This window comes from Pseudomonas sp. PS01298, assembly GCF_029959745.1.
Lineage (GTDB): Bacteria > Pseudomonadota > Gammaproteobacteria > Pseudomonadales > Pseudomonadaceae > Aquipseudomonas > Aquipseudomonas aylmerensis.
In genome coordinates, this window is sequence record NZ_JASCPP010000013.1 from 1 (window position 1) to 15,247 (window position 15,247).

Genomic DNA, 15,247 nt, shown 5'->3' on the forward strand with positions numbered 1-15,247 from the left:
GGGCTTGCTCGCGAATGCAAAGGATCAGCCAATCAATTCGTTGACTGACACACCGCTTTCGCGAGCAAGCCCGCTCCCACATTGAGTCCACGGCGTGACTCAAATCGCAGACAAAAAAAGGCCCGCTGAATCAGCGGGCCTTTTTTTGTCTGCGGTTCAGATCAGAACCTGAACACTTCCATATCCGTACGAATCGGCGTAGCCATCGGCATCTTCGGTTTTTCCGGCGCTGCCGGCTTGGTCTGTACCGGGGCTTGCTTACGCGGGGCCTCGGCAATCGGCGGCTGGTTGGCCAATGGCTTGAGGGCCACCGACAACTGCTGTGCCAGATGCTGCAGCAACACGCCCTGGGCCTGGACCTGGGATGCGGTGGTGCCGGTGTGCTCTTCCTGCAGGTGCACGATGCGGTTATCGCGCACCTGGCCGCGACGGTCGATCAAGCGCCATTGCGCATCGAGGATCGCCGGCTGCGAAGCGCCGGAGTCGAGCCGGGTGATGGTCAGCAGGACCTGCACATCCGGGGTAAAGCCGGTTGGCGCGGGCGCGAGCACCACACGCTGGCTGTCCAGGTGACCCGCGACCTGGCGCAACATCAGCTGGTTGATATCGGAGGACAAACTGCCCGCCCAACGACCATCGGTGGAACCTTGCAGGCTGCCGTCGTTCTGACGTTGCAGCAGGGTTTCACGTTGCAGGTAGTCAGCCACGACCACCGGACCCAGCAAAACCGCCATGCCAGCGGTTTGCGCTGGCTGCGCCGGACTTCCGCTGTCCAGCTGGTACAGCGACACCGGCTGGTGTGTGCTGCAACCCGCCAGCCCCAAAAGGCCAGCGAGCATGAAAATAAAAGGAAGGCGTGGAGCAGTCATCATCCCATCCAGGTGGCTGCCACAAGGCGAACCACAATGTAATACTTAAAAATAACCTAAACACGCTCGGCCACGCCGGCGCTGGAAAGGCCATATCATCCGTGAATATGCGCCATGACTCCAGCGCCAAAGCGTCGATCTACGCGTTAAATCGTAGATCGAGGGCTCTAAACCACCTTAAACAGGTGTTTCCACCAACAAAGCATCCACCCGCTGGAAGCCACGCGGCAGTTTGTTGCCACGACGGCCACGCTCGCCCTTGTAGTGCTCCAGGTCGTCTGGGCGCAATGACAATGTGCGCTTGCCGGCCTGGAGGACCAGGGTGGCACCTTCCGGGATCACCGCGATGTCGGTCACGTACTCTTCGCGACTGGCCACCCGCTCACCGGGAATACCAATGATCTTGTTGCCCTTGCCTTTGCCCAACTGCGGCAGATCGCTGATCTTGAACACCAGCAGGCGCCCTTCGGTGGTCACCGACGCCAGCCAATTGCTCTCGCGATCGTCCACCGGCCGCGGCAGGATCACCTTGGCGTTGTTCGGAAGGCTCAACAGCGCCTTGCCCGCCTTGTTCTTGGCCTGCAGGTCTTCACCCTTGACCACGAAGCCATAACCCGCGTCGGAGGCGATCACGTACAGCGCATCGTCGTCCGGCAGCAGCACACACTCGAAATTCGCCCCTGGCGGCGGCGTCAGCCGGCCGGTCAACGGCTCGCCCTGTCCGCGCGCCGATGGCAAGGTGTGGGCCGGCACCGAGTAACTGCGCCCGGTGGAGTCGATAAACACCGCAAACTGGTTGGAACGCCCGGCAGCGGCGGTCTTGAAGCCATCGCCGGCCTTGTACGACAAACCAGTGGCGTCAATATCATGCCCTTTGGCGGAGCGAACCCAACCCTTTTCCGACAGAACGACGGTAATTTTCTCGTTCGGCAGCAGCTCTGTTTCGGTCAGGGCCTTGGCTTCAGCGCGCTCGACAATCGGCGAGCGGCGGTCGTCGCCATAGGTTTCGGCGTCCTTGATCAGCTCGCTGCGCACCAGTTTCTTGAGCTTGGCTTCGCTGCCCAGCAGGGCCTGCAGCTTGGCTTGCTCCTTGAGTAGCGCGTCCTGTTCGTCGCGCAGCTTCATTTCTTCCAGCCGCGCCAACTGACGCAGGCGGGTATCGAGGATGTAGTCAGCCTGGATCTCACTCAGCTCGAAACGCGCGATCAGCTCGGCTTTCGGGTGCTCGGCGGTGCGGATGATGTGGATCACTTCATCCAGGTTGAGGTAGGCAATCAGCAAACCGTCCAACAGGTGCAGGCGGCGCTCGACCTTGTCCAGGCGGAATTGCAGGCGGCGACGCACCGTCTGGATACGGAATTCCAGCCACTCCACCAGCAGGTTGCGCAGGTTTTTCAGCTGCGGCTTGCCGTCCAGGCCAATGATGTTGACGTTGACCCGGTAGCTGGACTCCAGGTCAGTACTGGCGAACAGGTGCTGCATCAGCACTTCGTGGTCGACCCGGCTGTTGGTCGGGATGATCACAATGCGGCAGGGGTTTTCGTGGTCGGACTCGTCACGCAGGTCGGCGACCTGCGGCAATTTCGACGGCTTTGCCTGCATCAGCGCGGCGATCTGCTCCAGCACCTTGGCACCGGACACCTGGTGCGGCAGCGCGGTAACAATAATGTCGCCATCTTCGATGTGGTACACCGCGCGCATGCGCACCGAGCCCTTGCCGGTCTCGTACATCTTCAGCAAGTCGGCGCGCGGGGTGATGATTTCCGCTTCGGTCGGGTAGTCCGGCCCCTGGATATGCTCGCAGAGCTGCTCCACGGTGGCCTTGGGCTCATCCAGCAAGCGGACGCAGGCGGTGGCAACTTCGCGCAGGTTATGCGGCGGTACGTCGGTGGCCATGCCGACCGCAATACCGGTGGTGCCATTGAGCAGGATGTTCGGCAAACGTGCCGGCAACACCAGTGGCTCGTCGAGTGTACCGTCGAAGTTCGGGCCCCAGTTCGCGGTACCCTGGCCCAGCTCGCTGAGCAGCACTTCCGAATAACGCGACAGGCGCGCTTCGGTGTAACGCATGGCCGCAAAGGATTTCGGATCATCCGGCGCACCCCAGTTACCCTGGCCGTCCACCAGCGTGTAGCGATAGCTGAACGGCTGGGCCATCAGCACCATGGCTTCGTAGCACGCCGAGTCGCCGTGGGGGTGGAATTTACCGAGCACGTCACCGACGGTACGCGCCGACTTCTTGTGCTTGGAATCGGCGTCCAGGCCCAACTCACTCATGGCGTAGATGATGCGCCGCTGTACTGGCTTCAGGCCGTCGCCGATATGCGGCAAGGCACGGTCCATGATCACGTACATGGAGTAGTTGAGGTAGGCATTTTCGGTGAAGTCAGCCAGCGACCGGCGTTCTACGCCATCTAAGCTGTCTGCGAGGATGTCACTCATGCGGGCCTCATCATTATTGGGTAAGGCGCAGCGGAACTGCCGCTGCGCTGATTCGATTCAAAAAGGGCGTGGCTCATGGCTGGGCGCTCCAGCCACCGGCCGGGGCGGCAAAACGATAGACCACCGGGCGCTTTTCACCATCGGCGCGAGGGCCGAAATTGTTGTCGATGCCGATCCACGCACCGTCCGCGTCCACCACCAGGGCTTCGGCCAGGCCGTAAGGCTGGGCATAGCGGCGCTCGGGCGTCAGGGTCTCGTCGGCGAACGACCAGCACAGCTCGACTTTGGCCGTGACCGCATCGCGCCGGCAAATCTGGAACGCGTTGCGCTCCAGGGTAAACAGCTTGCCGTTGAACAGGGCCAGGTCGGCAAAATCCTTCGAGACGGCCTTGGCATTGGTGAACTGCGCCGGCTGCACTTCCTGCCCGGCCTCGCTCAACAGCACACAAGGGCCATCACAGTCCCACAGGCTTTGCGGGCGCTTGATGGAAATCAGGCCGCGCCGCTCACGCTCTGCAGCCAGCCAGATCTGGTTGCCCTCGGGGTTCACCGCCAAGCCTTCAAACAAGGCATTGAAGTGCAGCAACATGCCACTGGCGCGGGCTTCACGGACCATGCCCGGGGCAATTTTCAGCCACTCAGGCGCACCGTCCACCGGCACTTGCAGCACAGCGGCATGGGCTTCGCTGACAATGTAGCGGTTGCCCGCGGCATCGCAGCTGATGCCCTCAAAATCCAGGTCGCCACCGCGAATGAACGAGGCAGCCTTGGTGCGCGAACGCAAGCCCCAGGGCAACCCGGACTCCGGCACCGGCGGCACCTCGATCTTGACGGTTTCGGCCTGCCAGGTCGGCGCGCTGATGTCCAGGCGATAGATCTGGTCGTCGTCGCGGTCGGAAACCGTCCACAGCGCCTTGCCACACAGCGCCAACCCCGACAGGTTACCGCCGCGCATGCCGTCCACCGCGTGTTCAGACACCAGTTTCAGCTCTGCCACGGGCGCGGCGATCACCGGAGTGGCCGCCAACCCGCTCAACATCAGGCTCGCCAGGGCGAAACCTGTGCGCATCAGCCCAGAACCTCGGCCAGGTTGCCTTTGGATTCCAGCCAGGACTTGCGGTCCGGCGCACGTTTCTTCGCCAACAGCATGTCCATCATTTCCGAGGTTTCGGCGAAGTCTTCGCCCAGCGTCAACTGCACCAGGCGCCGAGTGTTCGGGTCCATGGTGGTTTCGCGCAGTTGCGGTGGGTTCATTTCACCCAGGCCTTTGAATCGCGTGACCTGTGGCTTGCCGCGTTTTTTCTCGGCGACCAGGCGGTCGAGAATGCCATCGCGCTCGGCCTCATCGAGGGCGTAGTAGATTTCCTTGCCCAGGTCGATACGGTACAGCGGCGGCATGGCGACGTAGACGTGACCGGCGTCGACCAACGGGCGGAAGTGCTGCACGAACAGCGCGCACAGCAAGGTCGCGATGTGCAGGCCGTCGGAGTCGGCGTCGGCGAGGATGCAGATCTTGCCGTAGCGCAGCTGGCTCATGTCTGCAGCGCCCGGATCGACGCCGATGGCGACGGCAATGTTGTGCACTTCCTGGCTCGCCAGTACTTCGCTGCCATCGACTTCCCAGGTGTTGAGGATCTTGCCGCGCAACGGCAGGATCGCTTGGAACTCCTTGTCCCGCGCTTGCTTGGCGGAACCACCGGCGGAGTCACCTTCGACCAGGAACAGTTCGGACCGCATCGGGTCTTGCCCGGCGCAATCGGCGAGCTTGCCAGGCAGCGCCGGGCCTTGGGTAATGCGCTTGCGCTCGACCTTCTTGCTGGCCTTCAGACGACGGCCGGCGTTGTTGATCGCCAGTTCGGCCAGGGCCAGGCCCAGTTCCGGGTGTTCGTTGAGCCACAGGCTGAATGCGTCCTTGACCACGCCGGAGACAAACGCCGCCGCCTCGCGGGACGACAGGCGCTCTTTGGTCTGGCCGGAGAACTGCGGCTCCTGCATCTTCATCGACAGCACGAACGCGATGCGCTCCCACACGTCTTCCGGAGCCAGCTTCACGCCGCGCGACAACAGGCTGCGGTATTCGCAGAACTCGCGCATGGCATCCAGCAGGCCCTGGCGCAAACCATTGACGTGGGTACCGCCCTGGGCGGTCGGGATCAGGTTGACATAGCTTTCCTGCACACTGTCGCCGCCTTCCGGCAACCACAGCAGCGCCCAGTCGACGGCTTCTTTATTACCGGCCAGGCTGCCGCAGAACGGCTCGTTGGGCAGGCGTTCGAACTCGCTGACGGAATCTTCCAGGTAGGAGCGCAGACCGTCTTCGTAGTGCCACTCGACCTTCTCGCCGGTGCCTTTGTCTTCAAAGGTGACCAGCAGGCCCGGGCACAGCACGGCCTTGGCCTTGAGCACGTGCTTGAGGCGGCTGATGGAGAATTTTGGCGAATCGAAGTATTTCGGGTCCGGGGCGAAGTATACGCTGGTACCGGTGTTGCGCTTGCCCACGGTGCCGATCACAGCCAGGTCGGTGGCTTTATAGCCATCGGCGAAGGTCATTTCGTATTCGTTGCCGTCGCGCTTGACCTTGACCCGCACCAGGGTCGACAGGGCGTTGACCACCGAAATACCCACACCGTGCAAGCCACCGGAGAACTGGTAGTTCTTGTTGGAGAACTTGCCGCCGGCGTGCAGCTTGGTGAGGATCAGCTCGACGCCCGAGACGCCCTCTTCCGGGTGAATATCCACGGGCATGCCGCGACCATCGTCGGACACTTCTAGGGAGTGGTCAGCATGGAGAATGACATGCACCGACTTGGCGTGGCCGGCCAAGGCTTCGTCGACGCTGTTGTCGATGACTTCCTGGGCAAGGTGGTTCGGCCGACTGGTGTCGGTGTACATGCCGGGGCGTTTGCGCACCGGGTCGAGGCCCGAGAGGACTTCGATGGCGTCGGCGTTATAAGAGCTAGCGCTGGGAGTGGCCATGGGGTCTCGTCGTGAGTCGTTCGATTAAAAAGTGACCTGCGACTTTATAGTGCTGCAAAGTCGAAGGATTGATACTGATCTGCGCCAATGCCGGCAAAGCTGAGCAGCGCCGGCAATTGCTGGGCGAAGCCCTGGTAACCATGGTCGCCACCGGCCTGGATGCGCAAGGCACAGGCTCGGTAATACTGCTGGGCGAGGCGATAATCCAGTGTTTCATCGCCGGTCTGCAACCACACCTGATACCGCGCGGCATCCTGGGGCGCCGGTACTTCCAGCTCGGCCAGCGCCGCGACATGGTCATGGGTCAGTTCCCAGGTTTCATCGGTGTAGAGGTTCTTCTGGGTGCCCAGGTAACCGTCGAACATCCGGTGGGGGCTGACCGCCGGGTTGACCAGCAGCGCCTTCAGGCCATGGCGTTCGGCAAGATGGGTTGCATAGTAGCCGCCGAGTGAGCTGCCGACCAGCAGTGGCCGCCCCAGCAGGGCAATGGCTTCCTCCAATTGAGGAATTGCCTGACGGGGATGGTGATGCAGGGCCGGCACACGCAGCTGGTCGCCCAGGCCGAGGTTGTCCATCACGGTCACTAACTGGCGGGCCTTGTTGGATGCGGGCGCGCTATTGAAGCCGTGGATATACAGGATCGAAGCGGACATGCCGGGCTCTCCATGCTTGCGCCAAAAAAGGCGCAGTTTACAGGGATCGGGGTGGCATGTGAGTCCCTCTATCTGAAGGACACAGAAGATCCACTTCGGGCGCTGGCTTGCCAGTGATGGCGGTGTTTACCGCCGTTAATAGCCGTTGCTGCCGTAATCGATGGTAAAGGCGAAGCCTTCGACGCGCTCTACGCCGGTCTCCAACCGTCCGTCGGCATGCAGGCGCAGCCAGCGGTAGCCCGGCGCTTGCTCGCTGACCTGGAAATCCTCACTGCCCGGCGCGAACTGGATGCAGGTCGACGGTGAGGCCAGCAGGCGTACGCCATTGCGCTCGCGGTCGATCTCCTGGTGCACGTGACCCCAGAGCACCGCCCTGACCTGCGGGAAACGGTCGAGCACGGCAAACAAAGCCTCGGGGTTGCGCAAGCCGATGGGCTCCATCCACGCGCAACCGATGGACACCGGGTGATGGTGAAAGCACACCAGGTGATGGCGGTTCGGGGCTTCGCTCAAGGCCTGAGCCAGCAGTTGCAGCTGCTGGTCCTGCAGGTAACCCGGCACAGAGCCAGGTACCGCGGAGTCCAGCAAGGTAATGCGCCAATGGCCGACATCCACTACCGGCTCCAGCAGCGCGCTGCCCGTGGTCGCCTGAGCCATGATCTGCGGCTCATCGTGATTGCCCGGAATCCAGCGCGCCGGAGCGCTGATCTGCTCGCTGAGGTCGCGAAACTGCTGGTAAGACTCCAATGTGCCGTCCTGGGACAGGTCACCGGTGGCCAGCAGCAAATCGATCTGCGGCTGCTGCTGGCGCACCAACTCGATCACCCGTTGCAGGCTTTCACGGGTGTTCATGCCCAGCAGCGTACCGTCGGCCTCGGCAAACAGGTGGCTGTCGGACAGTTGCACCAGCAACGCCGGCGCATCAGGGTTCAAGGTGGATACGCTCGGCAAGGCGCTCTCCCAAGGCAATCACAGGAATGGAGGGTTGGCGTGATTATGCTGGGGCAGGACGCAAAGAGGAAACCTAAGGAAGCTGACGCAGTTCACATCTACCGCACAACTTCAAACTCATGCCCCAGGGCCAGGCAGTGGTTCAACCATTCGCCGAGGAACACATTCAGTTGTGCTTTCTCATCGGGCTGGTGCATGAACACGTTGGGGTAAGGATAGATGCTGCGAAAGCGTCGTGCATGTTCCGCGCTGATCACTTCGGCCATTCGCGCGTCGTGGTACACCTGCACTTCCAGCTGTGGCACCGGCAGCCAGGGCAGGCTGTGCTCCTGGCGCACCCGCAGGGTGGTGGTGTACGGACAGTTGACGATGACTTCCAGCGCCAGCACGCCGAGCATCTGGTCCCCATGGGTGACACCGATGCGCCGCGCCTCTGGCGTGTGGCGCATGTCGGGAAGCAGGCGCATCAGCCGCGCGTAATTAGCCTCGCAGGCGGCTTGCAACCCGATCAGGTCGACTCGATAGCGTTCACGTGCCTTTACTGCCATAACCCCCTCACTTCCGCGCGATTAAGCGCAAGCCACTGCAGGGCAATGATGCTGGCTGCATTGGAAATTCTGCCGTCGCGCACCGCCTGCAGGGCATCTTCGAAGGCCCAGGTGGTGACGCGGATGTCTTCAGCTTCTTCTTCCAATCCATGGACGCCACCTACACCGGCGCTGTTGCAGCGGCCCAGGTACAAGTGCACATATTCAGTACTGCCGCCGGGCGACGGGAAATATCGCGTGATCGGCCACAGCGCCGAGAATGTCAGCCCAGCTTCCTCCTCGCCCTCGCGGTGCGCAACCTCCTCGGGTTGCTCGTCCTTGTCGATCAGGCCGGCGACCATCTCGATCAGCCACGGGTTGTCGGTACGGCCCAGGGCGCCGACGCGAAACTGCTCGTTCAGCACCACTTCGTCGCGCTGTGGATCGTAGGGCAGCACACACACGGCGTCGTGGCGAACGAAGACTTCGCGGTTGATCACCCGGCTCATGCTGCCGTCGAACTTCTCGTGGCGCAGTTGCATGTGATCGAGCTTGTAGAAGCCCTTGTGGAGATTATCGTGCTGAACAATTTCGATTTTGCTCGGCTTCGATTTTGCAAAGTCCGTCATGTCCCATCCTCGTTAAGCCTGCGCATTTGGCGCCATCCTAACGCGCTCATGCCCCTTGGTGCAGCCCCTTTCCGGTTGCCGGGATAGACGGCGAGCGTCAAACACACTCTAATCAGCTTAGTGGCGAACTGACTGCCCTGCCGGTAGTCGAAGCTCCACAAATTTCGCTCTTATCGATAGACGAAGGACATCCATGTCGCTTTTAAAAATCGCCTCCGTGGCCTGCATCGCATTGACCCTTGGTGCCTGCCAAAGCCTGTTCCAACCCAGCTATCGTGCACCCCTGGAAGCCACTCGCGACGCCACCGAGCAAAGCAAGCCAGGCTGCGCCAGCACCGACTGCCCGCTGGTGAATATCGACACCGTGCACTTTGCCAAGGAACCCAAGCTGGACGCGTTGATCGAACAACGCCTGCTGGAAATGACCCGCACCACCCCGAGCGACCCGCTGCCGACCAGCCTGGAAACGTATCGCGAGCAGTTCCTCAAGACCGCCGCGCCACGTAACAGCATGTACTTGCAGGCCAAGGTACGCGAACAGCATGACGGCTTGGTGATCATCGAACTGTCCAGCTACCTGGATCAGGGCGCGACTCACGGCGAGCCCGGCCGCGCGTTCATCAACTACTCGCGCCAGCAGCAAAAAGCGCTGGCGCTGACCGACATGCTGCTGCCCGGCAAGGAAGAGGCTTTCTGGAAAGCCGCCCAGGTCGCGCACAACAGCTGGCTGATCAGCACCCGCCTGAGCCTGGAGCCGGAGTATGTGAAAACCTACCCCTTCCAGAAAACCCCGAACGTGGCGCTGACCTACGGCGGCGTGATCCTCAAGTACCCGACCAACACCATTGCGCCGTATGCCCTGGGCCACGTCGAGTTACAGATTCCGTACTCGCGCCTGGACGGCATCATCAAGCCTGAGCTGGTGCCTGTGCGCCACTGAAGGCCCGGCCCAAAATAAACTGCAACAGCCCTGCCAGCACCAGTGCCGGCAGGGTCGCGCCGATGTCCGGGTAAAGGTTGGCCAGCACGTGGTAGGTCGCAATGCCGCCAAGCCAGGCCAACAACGCCGGCCAACGCAGGTTGGCCAGCGCACCCTGGCGACGACGGCGCAGGATGAAGTGATCCACCAGCACCACGCCGAACAGCGGCGCGAACACCGAGCCGATCAGCAACAGGAAGTTCTGGTACTGGGCCAACGGCGCAAAACAGGCGATCAGGGTGCAGATCACACCGATGGCCAGCGCCAGGTGCTCGACCTTCACACGCAGCAGCATCCCGCTGGACACCGCCGCCGAATGGATATCGGCGAAGGCGTTTTCCGACTCGTCCAACAGGATCAGCAGCAGCGGAATCCCCAGCCCAGCACCGGCCAATGCCAGCAACAGCGCATTCACTTCGCCGCTCGGCGCAAACGCCAGGGTGTAGGCCACGCCCAGGCTCATCAGCCAGAAATTGCCGATAAAGAAACCCAGGGCCGTGCCGCCGAATACGCTTTTTGCACGCTTGCCGAATCGCGAGTAGTCGGCAATCAGCGGCAACCATGACAACGGCATGGCGATCGCAATATCAAAACCTACTGCAAACGGCATCGACCCGTCGCCAGCCTGGGCCCAGAGTGTGGCGAGGTCGGCCTTGGCAAACAGGTTCCAGGTCAGCCACAGGCAGGCGGCGAGCAGCAGCCAGATGCCCCACTTGCGCAGGATCTGCCGTACGAACGTCAGCGGCCCGCTGACCGCAAGCAAAGTCGCCAAACCACCGAAAAACAGCGTCCACAGCAAAGGGCTGGCCAACAGGCTGCCGTCGCTGAACGCCCGCGCGCCCAACAGGCTGGCGGCATCGCGCATCACAATGATTTCGAACGAACCCCAGCCGATCAACTGCAGCAGGTTAAGCAGCGCGGGCAGGCTGGCGCCCTTGGCCCCCAGGCTGAGCTTTAGCGCCGCCATTGCCGACAGGCCGGTGTCGCTGCCGATCACGCCGACGGCGGCCAGCAACAGCACGCCGACCAGGGTACCGAGGAAAATCGCCAGCAACGAGCCGGACAAGCCCAGGCCGGGTGCGAGCAACGCGCCGGTCTGCAGGACCATCAGGCCGATGCCGAGGGAGAACCACAGGGAGAACAGGTCGCGGGCGCCGAAGACGCGTTTGTCAGCAGGCACTGCAATGTCGGGGGAGTAGGTGCTGGGTTGAATACTCAAGGGGGTTATCTCTGAGGAGTATTTGTTGTTTGGGGGATCGCTATCGCGGGCAAGCCCGGCTCCCACAGGGGACCGGCTGTGGACACAAAAGCTGTGTACAACGCGATCAACTATGGGAGCCGGGCTTGCCCGCGATGACGGCGGTGCAGGCACCGCCGCCTCGGATCAGACCTTTTTGTAAAGCTGACTGCCTTCCTGCTTGAACCGCTCCGCCTGCTCGGCCAAGCCTTTGGCCACGTCCACATCCACCGCTTCGATGCGCTGGTTGGCCGCGTACTCACGCACTTCCTGGGTGATTTTCATCGAGCAGAACTTCGGCCCGCACATCGAGCAGAAATGCGCGACCTTGGCCGAGTCCTTCGGCAGGGTTTCATCGTGATACGAACGCGCGGTGTCCGGGTCGAGGCCGAGGTTGAACTGGTCTTCCCAACGGAACTCGAAGCGCGCCTTGCTCAAGGCGTTGTCGCGGATCTGCGCGCCGGGGTGGCCTTTTGCGAGGTCGGCCGCATGCGCAGCGATCTTGTAGGTGATGATCCCGGTTTTCACGTCGTCCTTGTTCGGCAGGCCCAGGTGCTCCTTGGGCGTGACGTAGCAGAGCATGGCGCAGCCGAACCAACCGATCATCGCCGCACCGATGCCCGAGGTGATGTGGTCATAGCCGGGCGCAATATCGGTGGTCAGCGGGCCGAGGGTGTAGAACGGCGCCTCGTCGCAGCACTCCAGCTGCTTGTCCATGTTCTCCTTGATCAGTTGCATCGGCACGTGGCCGGGGCCTTCGATCATGGTTTGCACGTCGTGCTTCCAGGCGGTCTTGGTCAGCTCGCCGAGGGTTTCCAGCTCGCCGAATTGCGCGGCGTCGTTGGCGTCGGCAATAGAACCGGGGCGCAGGCCATCGCCGAGGGAGAAGCTGACGTCATAGGCCTTCATGATTTCGCAGATTTCGTCGAAATGCGTGTAGGTGAAGTTCTCTTTGTGGTGCGCCAGGCACCACTTGGCCATGATCGAGCCGCCACGCGAGACAATCCCGGTGACGCGCTTGGCGGTCAGCGGCACATAGCGCAGCAGTACGCCGGCGTGGATGGTGAAGTAGTCCACGCCCTGCTCGGCCTGTTCGATCAAGGTGTCGCGGAACAGCTCCCAGGTCAGGTCTTCGGCGGCGCCGCCGACTTTCTCCAGGGCCTGGTAGATCGGCACGGTACCGATCGGCACCGGCGAGTTGCGGATGATCCACTCGCGGGTTTCGTGGATGTGCTTGCCGGTGGACAAGTCCATCACCGTGTCCGAGCCCCAGCGAATGCCCCAGGTGAGTTTCGCCACTTCTTCTTCGATGGACGAACCCAGCGCGCTGTTGCCGATGTTGCCGTTGATCTTCACCAGGAAGTTACGGCCGATGATCATCGGTTCCAGTTCGGTGTGGTTGATGTTGGCCGGGATGATCGCGCGGCCACGGGCGATTTCTTCGCGGACAAATTCCGGGGTAATGATTTTCGGCACGCTGGCGCCGAAGCTGTGGCCGGCGTGTTGCTGGTCGAGCAGGCCGCTGGCGCGGGCCTCTTCGAGCTTCATGTTTTCGCGGATGGCGACGTATTCCATCTCGGCGGTGATGATGCCTTTGCGCGCGTAGTGCATCTGGGTGACGTTGGCGCCGGCCTTGGCGCGGCGCGGGTTCTTCACGTGGGCAAAGCGCAGCGCGGTCAGTTCGGCATCGCTGAGGCGCTGTTGGCCGAAGTGCGAGCTGAGACCAGACAGGCGCTCGGTGTCGCCACGCACTTCGATCCAGGGCGAACGCACATCGCCCAGGCCTTTGCGCACGTCGATGATGACGTTGGGGTCGGTGTAGGGGCCGGACGTATCGTACACCACCACGGGCGCGTTGATTTCACCGCCGAAATCGGTGGGGGTCACGTCCAGGCTGATTTCACGCATCGGCACACGAATGTCCGGGCGGGTGCCTTGCACGTAGATTTTCTTCGAGCGGGTAAACGGCTGCACGGAGCCGGAGTCGACCTTGGCCGATTCACTCAAGTGCACGGTATTTTTCAGTTTTGTACTTTTTATTTCTGTGCTCATCACGGGCTCTCCAACTATCCAGGTGGTGGATTTTTGTCGGAGCGAACCTGTGACGGATGGACGCACTGAAACCAGTGCTGTGCTTGGCGCACAAGAGCTGTTCGATTGTCGAACAACATCCCGGACGAAGCACAAGAGGACTCGCCGGGTGACGAGAAATCTTGTTCCCTACGCAGGCGTTAACCTGATCAGGTTCAACGGGATCCGGTATTTACCGATCTCAGCCTTCCAACAAGGCACCCCGACAAGAACGCGGCCAGTCTAGACCATGCCGTGGGCAAATTGCCAATAGCGGTGCATTCAGCGTGATGAATGGCGTGATTGCGGGATTGTTGCGCCGTGTCACCCCCACTACACTCGATTGCCGCCACAGTGCTTGACGCCAGGAATGGCCAGCCTTAGCCTTGGGCGCTAAATTATCACCGTAATATTTATTCTAGGGATCGCCTCATGCTGCGCAAACTCTCACTGGCTCTCGCCGTGTCTTGTGCGACCAACGGAATGGTCTGGGCAGCTGAAGCGCCCTTGTCCGCCAAAACCGATCTGGTCAGCGTCTACCAGGAAGCCGTGGATAACAACGCCGACCTGGCCGCCGCCCGCGCCCAATACGGCGCGCAAAAAGAAGTCGTGCCCCAGGCACGCGCAGGCTTGCTGCCGAACCTGTCGGGCGGTGCCGATATCAATAACGTGCGCACCCAGATCGACACGCCCGCCGCCACCGCCAACCGCGACGCGCACTCCTGGCGCGCGACCCTGAGCCAGCCGCTGTTCCGCGCCGACCGCTGGTTCCAGCTGCAAGCGGCCGAGGCCACGAATGAACAGGCCGCCCTGCAACTGTCGGCCACCGAACAGAACCTGATCCTGCAAAGTGCCGAAAGTTATTTCGCGGTGCTGCGCGCCCAGGACAACCTGGCCTCGACCAAAGCCGAGGAAAACGCCTTCAAGCGCCAGCTGGATCAATCCAACGAACGCTTCGATGTCGGCCTCTCGGACAAGACCGACGTGCTGCAATCCCAGGCCAGCTACGACACTGCACGGGCCAACCGGATTGTGGCGCAGCGCCAGGTGGACGATGCATTCGAAGCACTGATCACCCTGACCAATCGCCAGTACAACTCGATCCAGGGCATTGTCCACACCTTGCCCGTGCTGCCGCCGCTGCCGAATGACGCCAAGTCGTGGGTGGAAACGGCCGGTCGCCAGAACCTGAACCTGCTGGCCAGCAACTACGCGGTCACCGCCGCCGAAGAAACCCTCAAGCAGCGCAAGGCCGGGCATGCGCCGACCCTGGATGCCGTGGCCCAGTACGAGAAAGGCGACAACGACGCCCTCGGCTTCAGCAACCCGAATGCCTTTGGCACGCCGTACCGTGGCGATGTGGAGCAGCGCACCATCGGCCTGCGCCTGAACATCCCGATCTACAGCGGCGGCCTGACCAGCTCGCAAGTGCGTGAGTCCTACTCGCGCCTGGGCCAGACCGAGCAGCAACGCGAAGGCCTGCGCCGCCAGGTGGTGGAAAACACGCGCAACCTGCATCGCGCGGTGAATACCGATGTCGAACAGGTGCAGGCGCGCCGCCAGTCGATCATCTCCAACCAGAGCGCGGTGGAAGCCACGGAAATCGGTTACCAGGTGGGCACGCGCAACATCGTCGATGTGCTGGATTCACAGCGCCAGCTGTATTCGTCGGTGCGCAACTACAACAACAGCCGCTACGACTACATCCTCGACAACCTGCGCCTGAAGCAGGCGGCGGGCACCTTGAACCCCGGGGATCTGCAGGACCTGGCGCGCTACCTCAAGGCTGACTACAACCCCGATCGCGACTTCCTGCCACCGGACCTGGCCAAGGCCGCAGCCGAACAGCTCAAGGCCCGCCCTGGCTATTAAGCACCCCGCATAACCCATGCAGGCGCTGGCTTGGCTGCGCCT

The 15,247-nt window shown here is 62.0% G+C and carries 12 protein-coding genes and 1 riboswitch; of the genes, 2 read left to right on the top strand and 10 right to left on the bottom strand.

What is annotated here, in order from left to right; translation table 11 throughout:
• Window positions 1–161: 161 nt before the first annotated feature.
• From QMX97_RS07780 to QMX97_RS07815, 8 genes are all read right to left on the bottom strand, one after another.
• Window positions 162–869 (bottom strand): ABC-type transport auxiliary lipoprotein family protein, encoded by a 708-nt coding sequence (locus QMX97_RS07780; protein ID WP_282396661.1) that lies wholly within the window; start codon window positions 867–869, stop codon window positions 162–164.
• A 177-nt stretch (window positions 870–1,046) separates the two neighbouring features.
• Window positions 1,047–3,311 (bottom strand): DNA topoisomerase IV subunit A, encoded by a 2,265-nt coding sequence (gene parC, locus QMX97_RS07785; protein ID WP_106805323.1) that lies wholly within the window; start codon window positions 3,309–3,311, stop codon window positions 1,047–1,049.
• 73 nt (window positions 3,312–3,384) lie between these two features.
• The gene (locus tag QMX97_RS07790) at window positions 3,385–4,380 is read right to left on the bottom strand and encodes an esterase-like activity of phytase family protein (RefSeq protein ID WP_120447487.1); all 996 of its coding nucleotides are present in this window, start codon (window positions 4,378–4,380) and stop codon (window positions 3,385–3,387) included.
• Window positions 4,380–6,287, bottom strand: coding sequence for a DNA topoisomerase IV subunit B (parE, locus tag QMX97_RS07795; RefSeq protein ID WP_282396662.1), 1,908 nt, complete (start codon window positions 6,285–6,287; stop codon window positions 4,380–4,382). Before parE ends, QMX97_RS07790 begins: the two co-directional genes overlap by 1 nt.
• 44 nt (window positions 6,288–6,331) lie before the next feature.
• Complete coding sequence (locus QMX97_RS07800) at window positions 6,332–6,940, bottom strand: YqiA/YcfP family alpha/beta fold hydrolase (protein ID WP_065900087.1); 609 nt, start codon at window positions 6,938–6,940, stop codon at window positions 6,332–6,334.
• Between the two features lie 135 nt (window positions 6,941–7,075).
• Window positions 7,076–7,891, bottom strand: a complete 816-nt coding sequence (gene cpdA, locus QMX97_RS07805) for a 3',5'-cyclic-AMP phosphodiesterase (protein WP_282396663.1) — start codon at window positions 7,889–7,891, stop codon at window positions 7,076–7,078.
• A 98-nt stretch (window positions 7,892–7,989) separates the two neighbouring features.
• Window positions 7,990–8,439, bottom strand: a complete 450-nt coding sequence (locus tag QMX97_RS07810) for a DUF1249 domain-containing protein (RefSeq protein WP_282396664.1) — start codon at window positions 8,437–8,439, stop codon at window positions 7,990–7,992.
• Window positions 8,430–9,047, bottom strand: a complete 618-nt coding sequence (locus QMX97_RS07815; RefSeq protein WP_065900083.1) for an NUDIX domain-containing protein — start codon at window positions 9,045–9,047, stop codon at window positions 8,430–8,432. The genes QMX97_RS07810 and QMX97_RS07815 overlap by 10 nt, the downstream gene beginning before the upstream one ends.
• A gap of 193 nt (window positions 9,048–9,240) precedes the next feature.
• Between QMX97_RS07815 and QMX97_RS07820 the strand changes: the two genes are divergently transcribed.
• Window positions 9,241–9,987, top strand: a complete 747-nt coding sequence (locus QMX97_RS07820) for an RsiV family protein (protein ID WP_065900081.1) — start codon at window positions 9,241–9,243, stop codon at window positions 9,985–9,987.
• Here QMX97_RS07820 and cytX read toward each other — a convergent pair.
• Together cytX and thiC are read right to left on the bottom strand one after the other, a co-directional pair.
• Window positions 9,956–11,245 (bottom strand): putative hydroxymethylpyrimidine transporter CytX, encoded by a 1,290-nt coding sequence (gene cytX / locus QMX97_RS07825; RefSeq protein WP_201143420.1) that lies wholly within the window; start codon window positions 11,243–11,245, stop codon window positions 9,956–9,958. The genes QMX97_RS07820 and cytX overlap by 32 nt on opposite strands.
• Before the next feature lie 165 nt (window positions 11,246–11,410).
• Window positions 11,411–13,315, bottom strand: a complete 1,905-nt coding sequence (gene thiC / locus QMX97_RS07830; RefSeq protein ID WP_065900079.1) for a phosphomethylpyrimidine synthase ThiC — start codon at window positions 13,313–13,315, stop codon at window positions 11,411–11,413.
• A gap of 148 nt (window positions 13,316–13,463) precedes the next feature.
• Window positions 13,464–13,569, bottom strand: a riboswitch (TPP riboswitch).
• A 196-nt stretch (window positions 13,570–13,765) separates the two neighbouring features.
• On the opposite strand from thiC, the gene QMX97_RS07835 reads away from it, so the two are divergent.
• Entirely contained in the window at window positions 13,766–15,205 is a 1,440-nt protein-coding gene (locus QMX97_RS07835) for a TolC family outer membrane protein (protein WP_065900078.1), read from the top strand.
• Window positions 15,206–15,247: the final 42 nt, after the last annotated feature.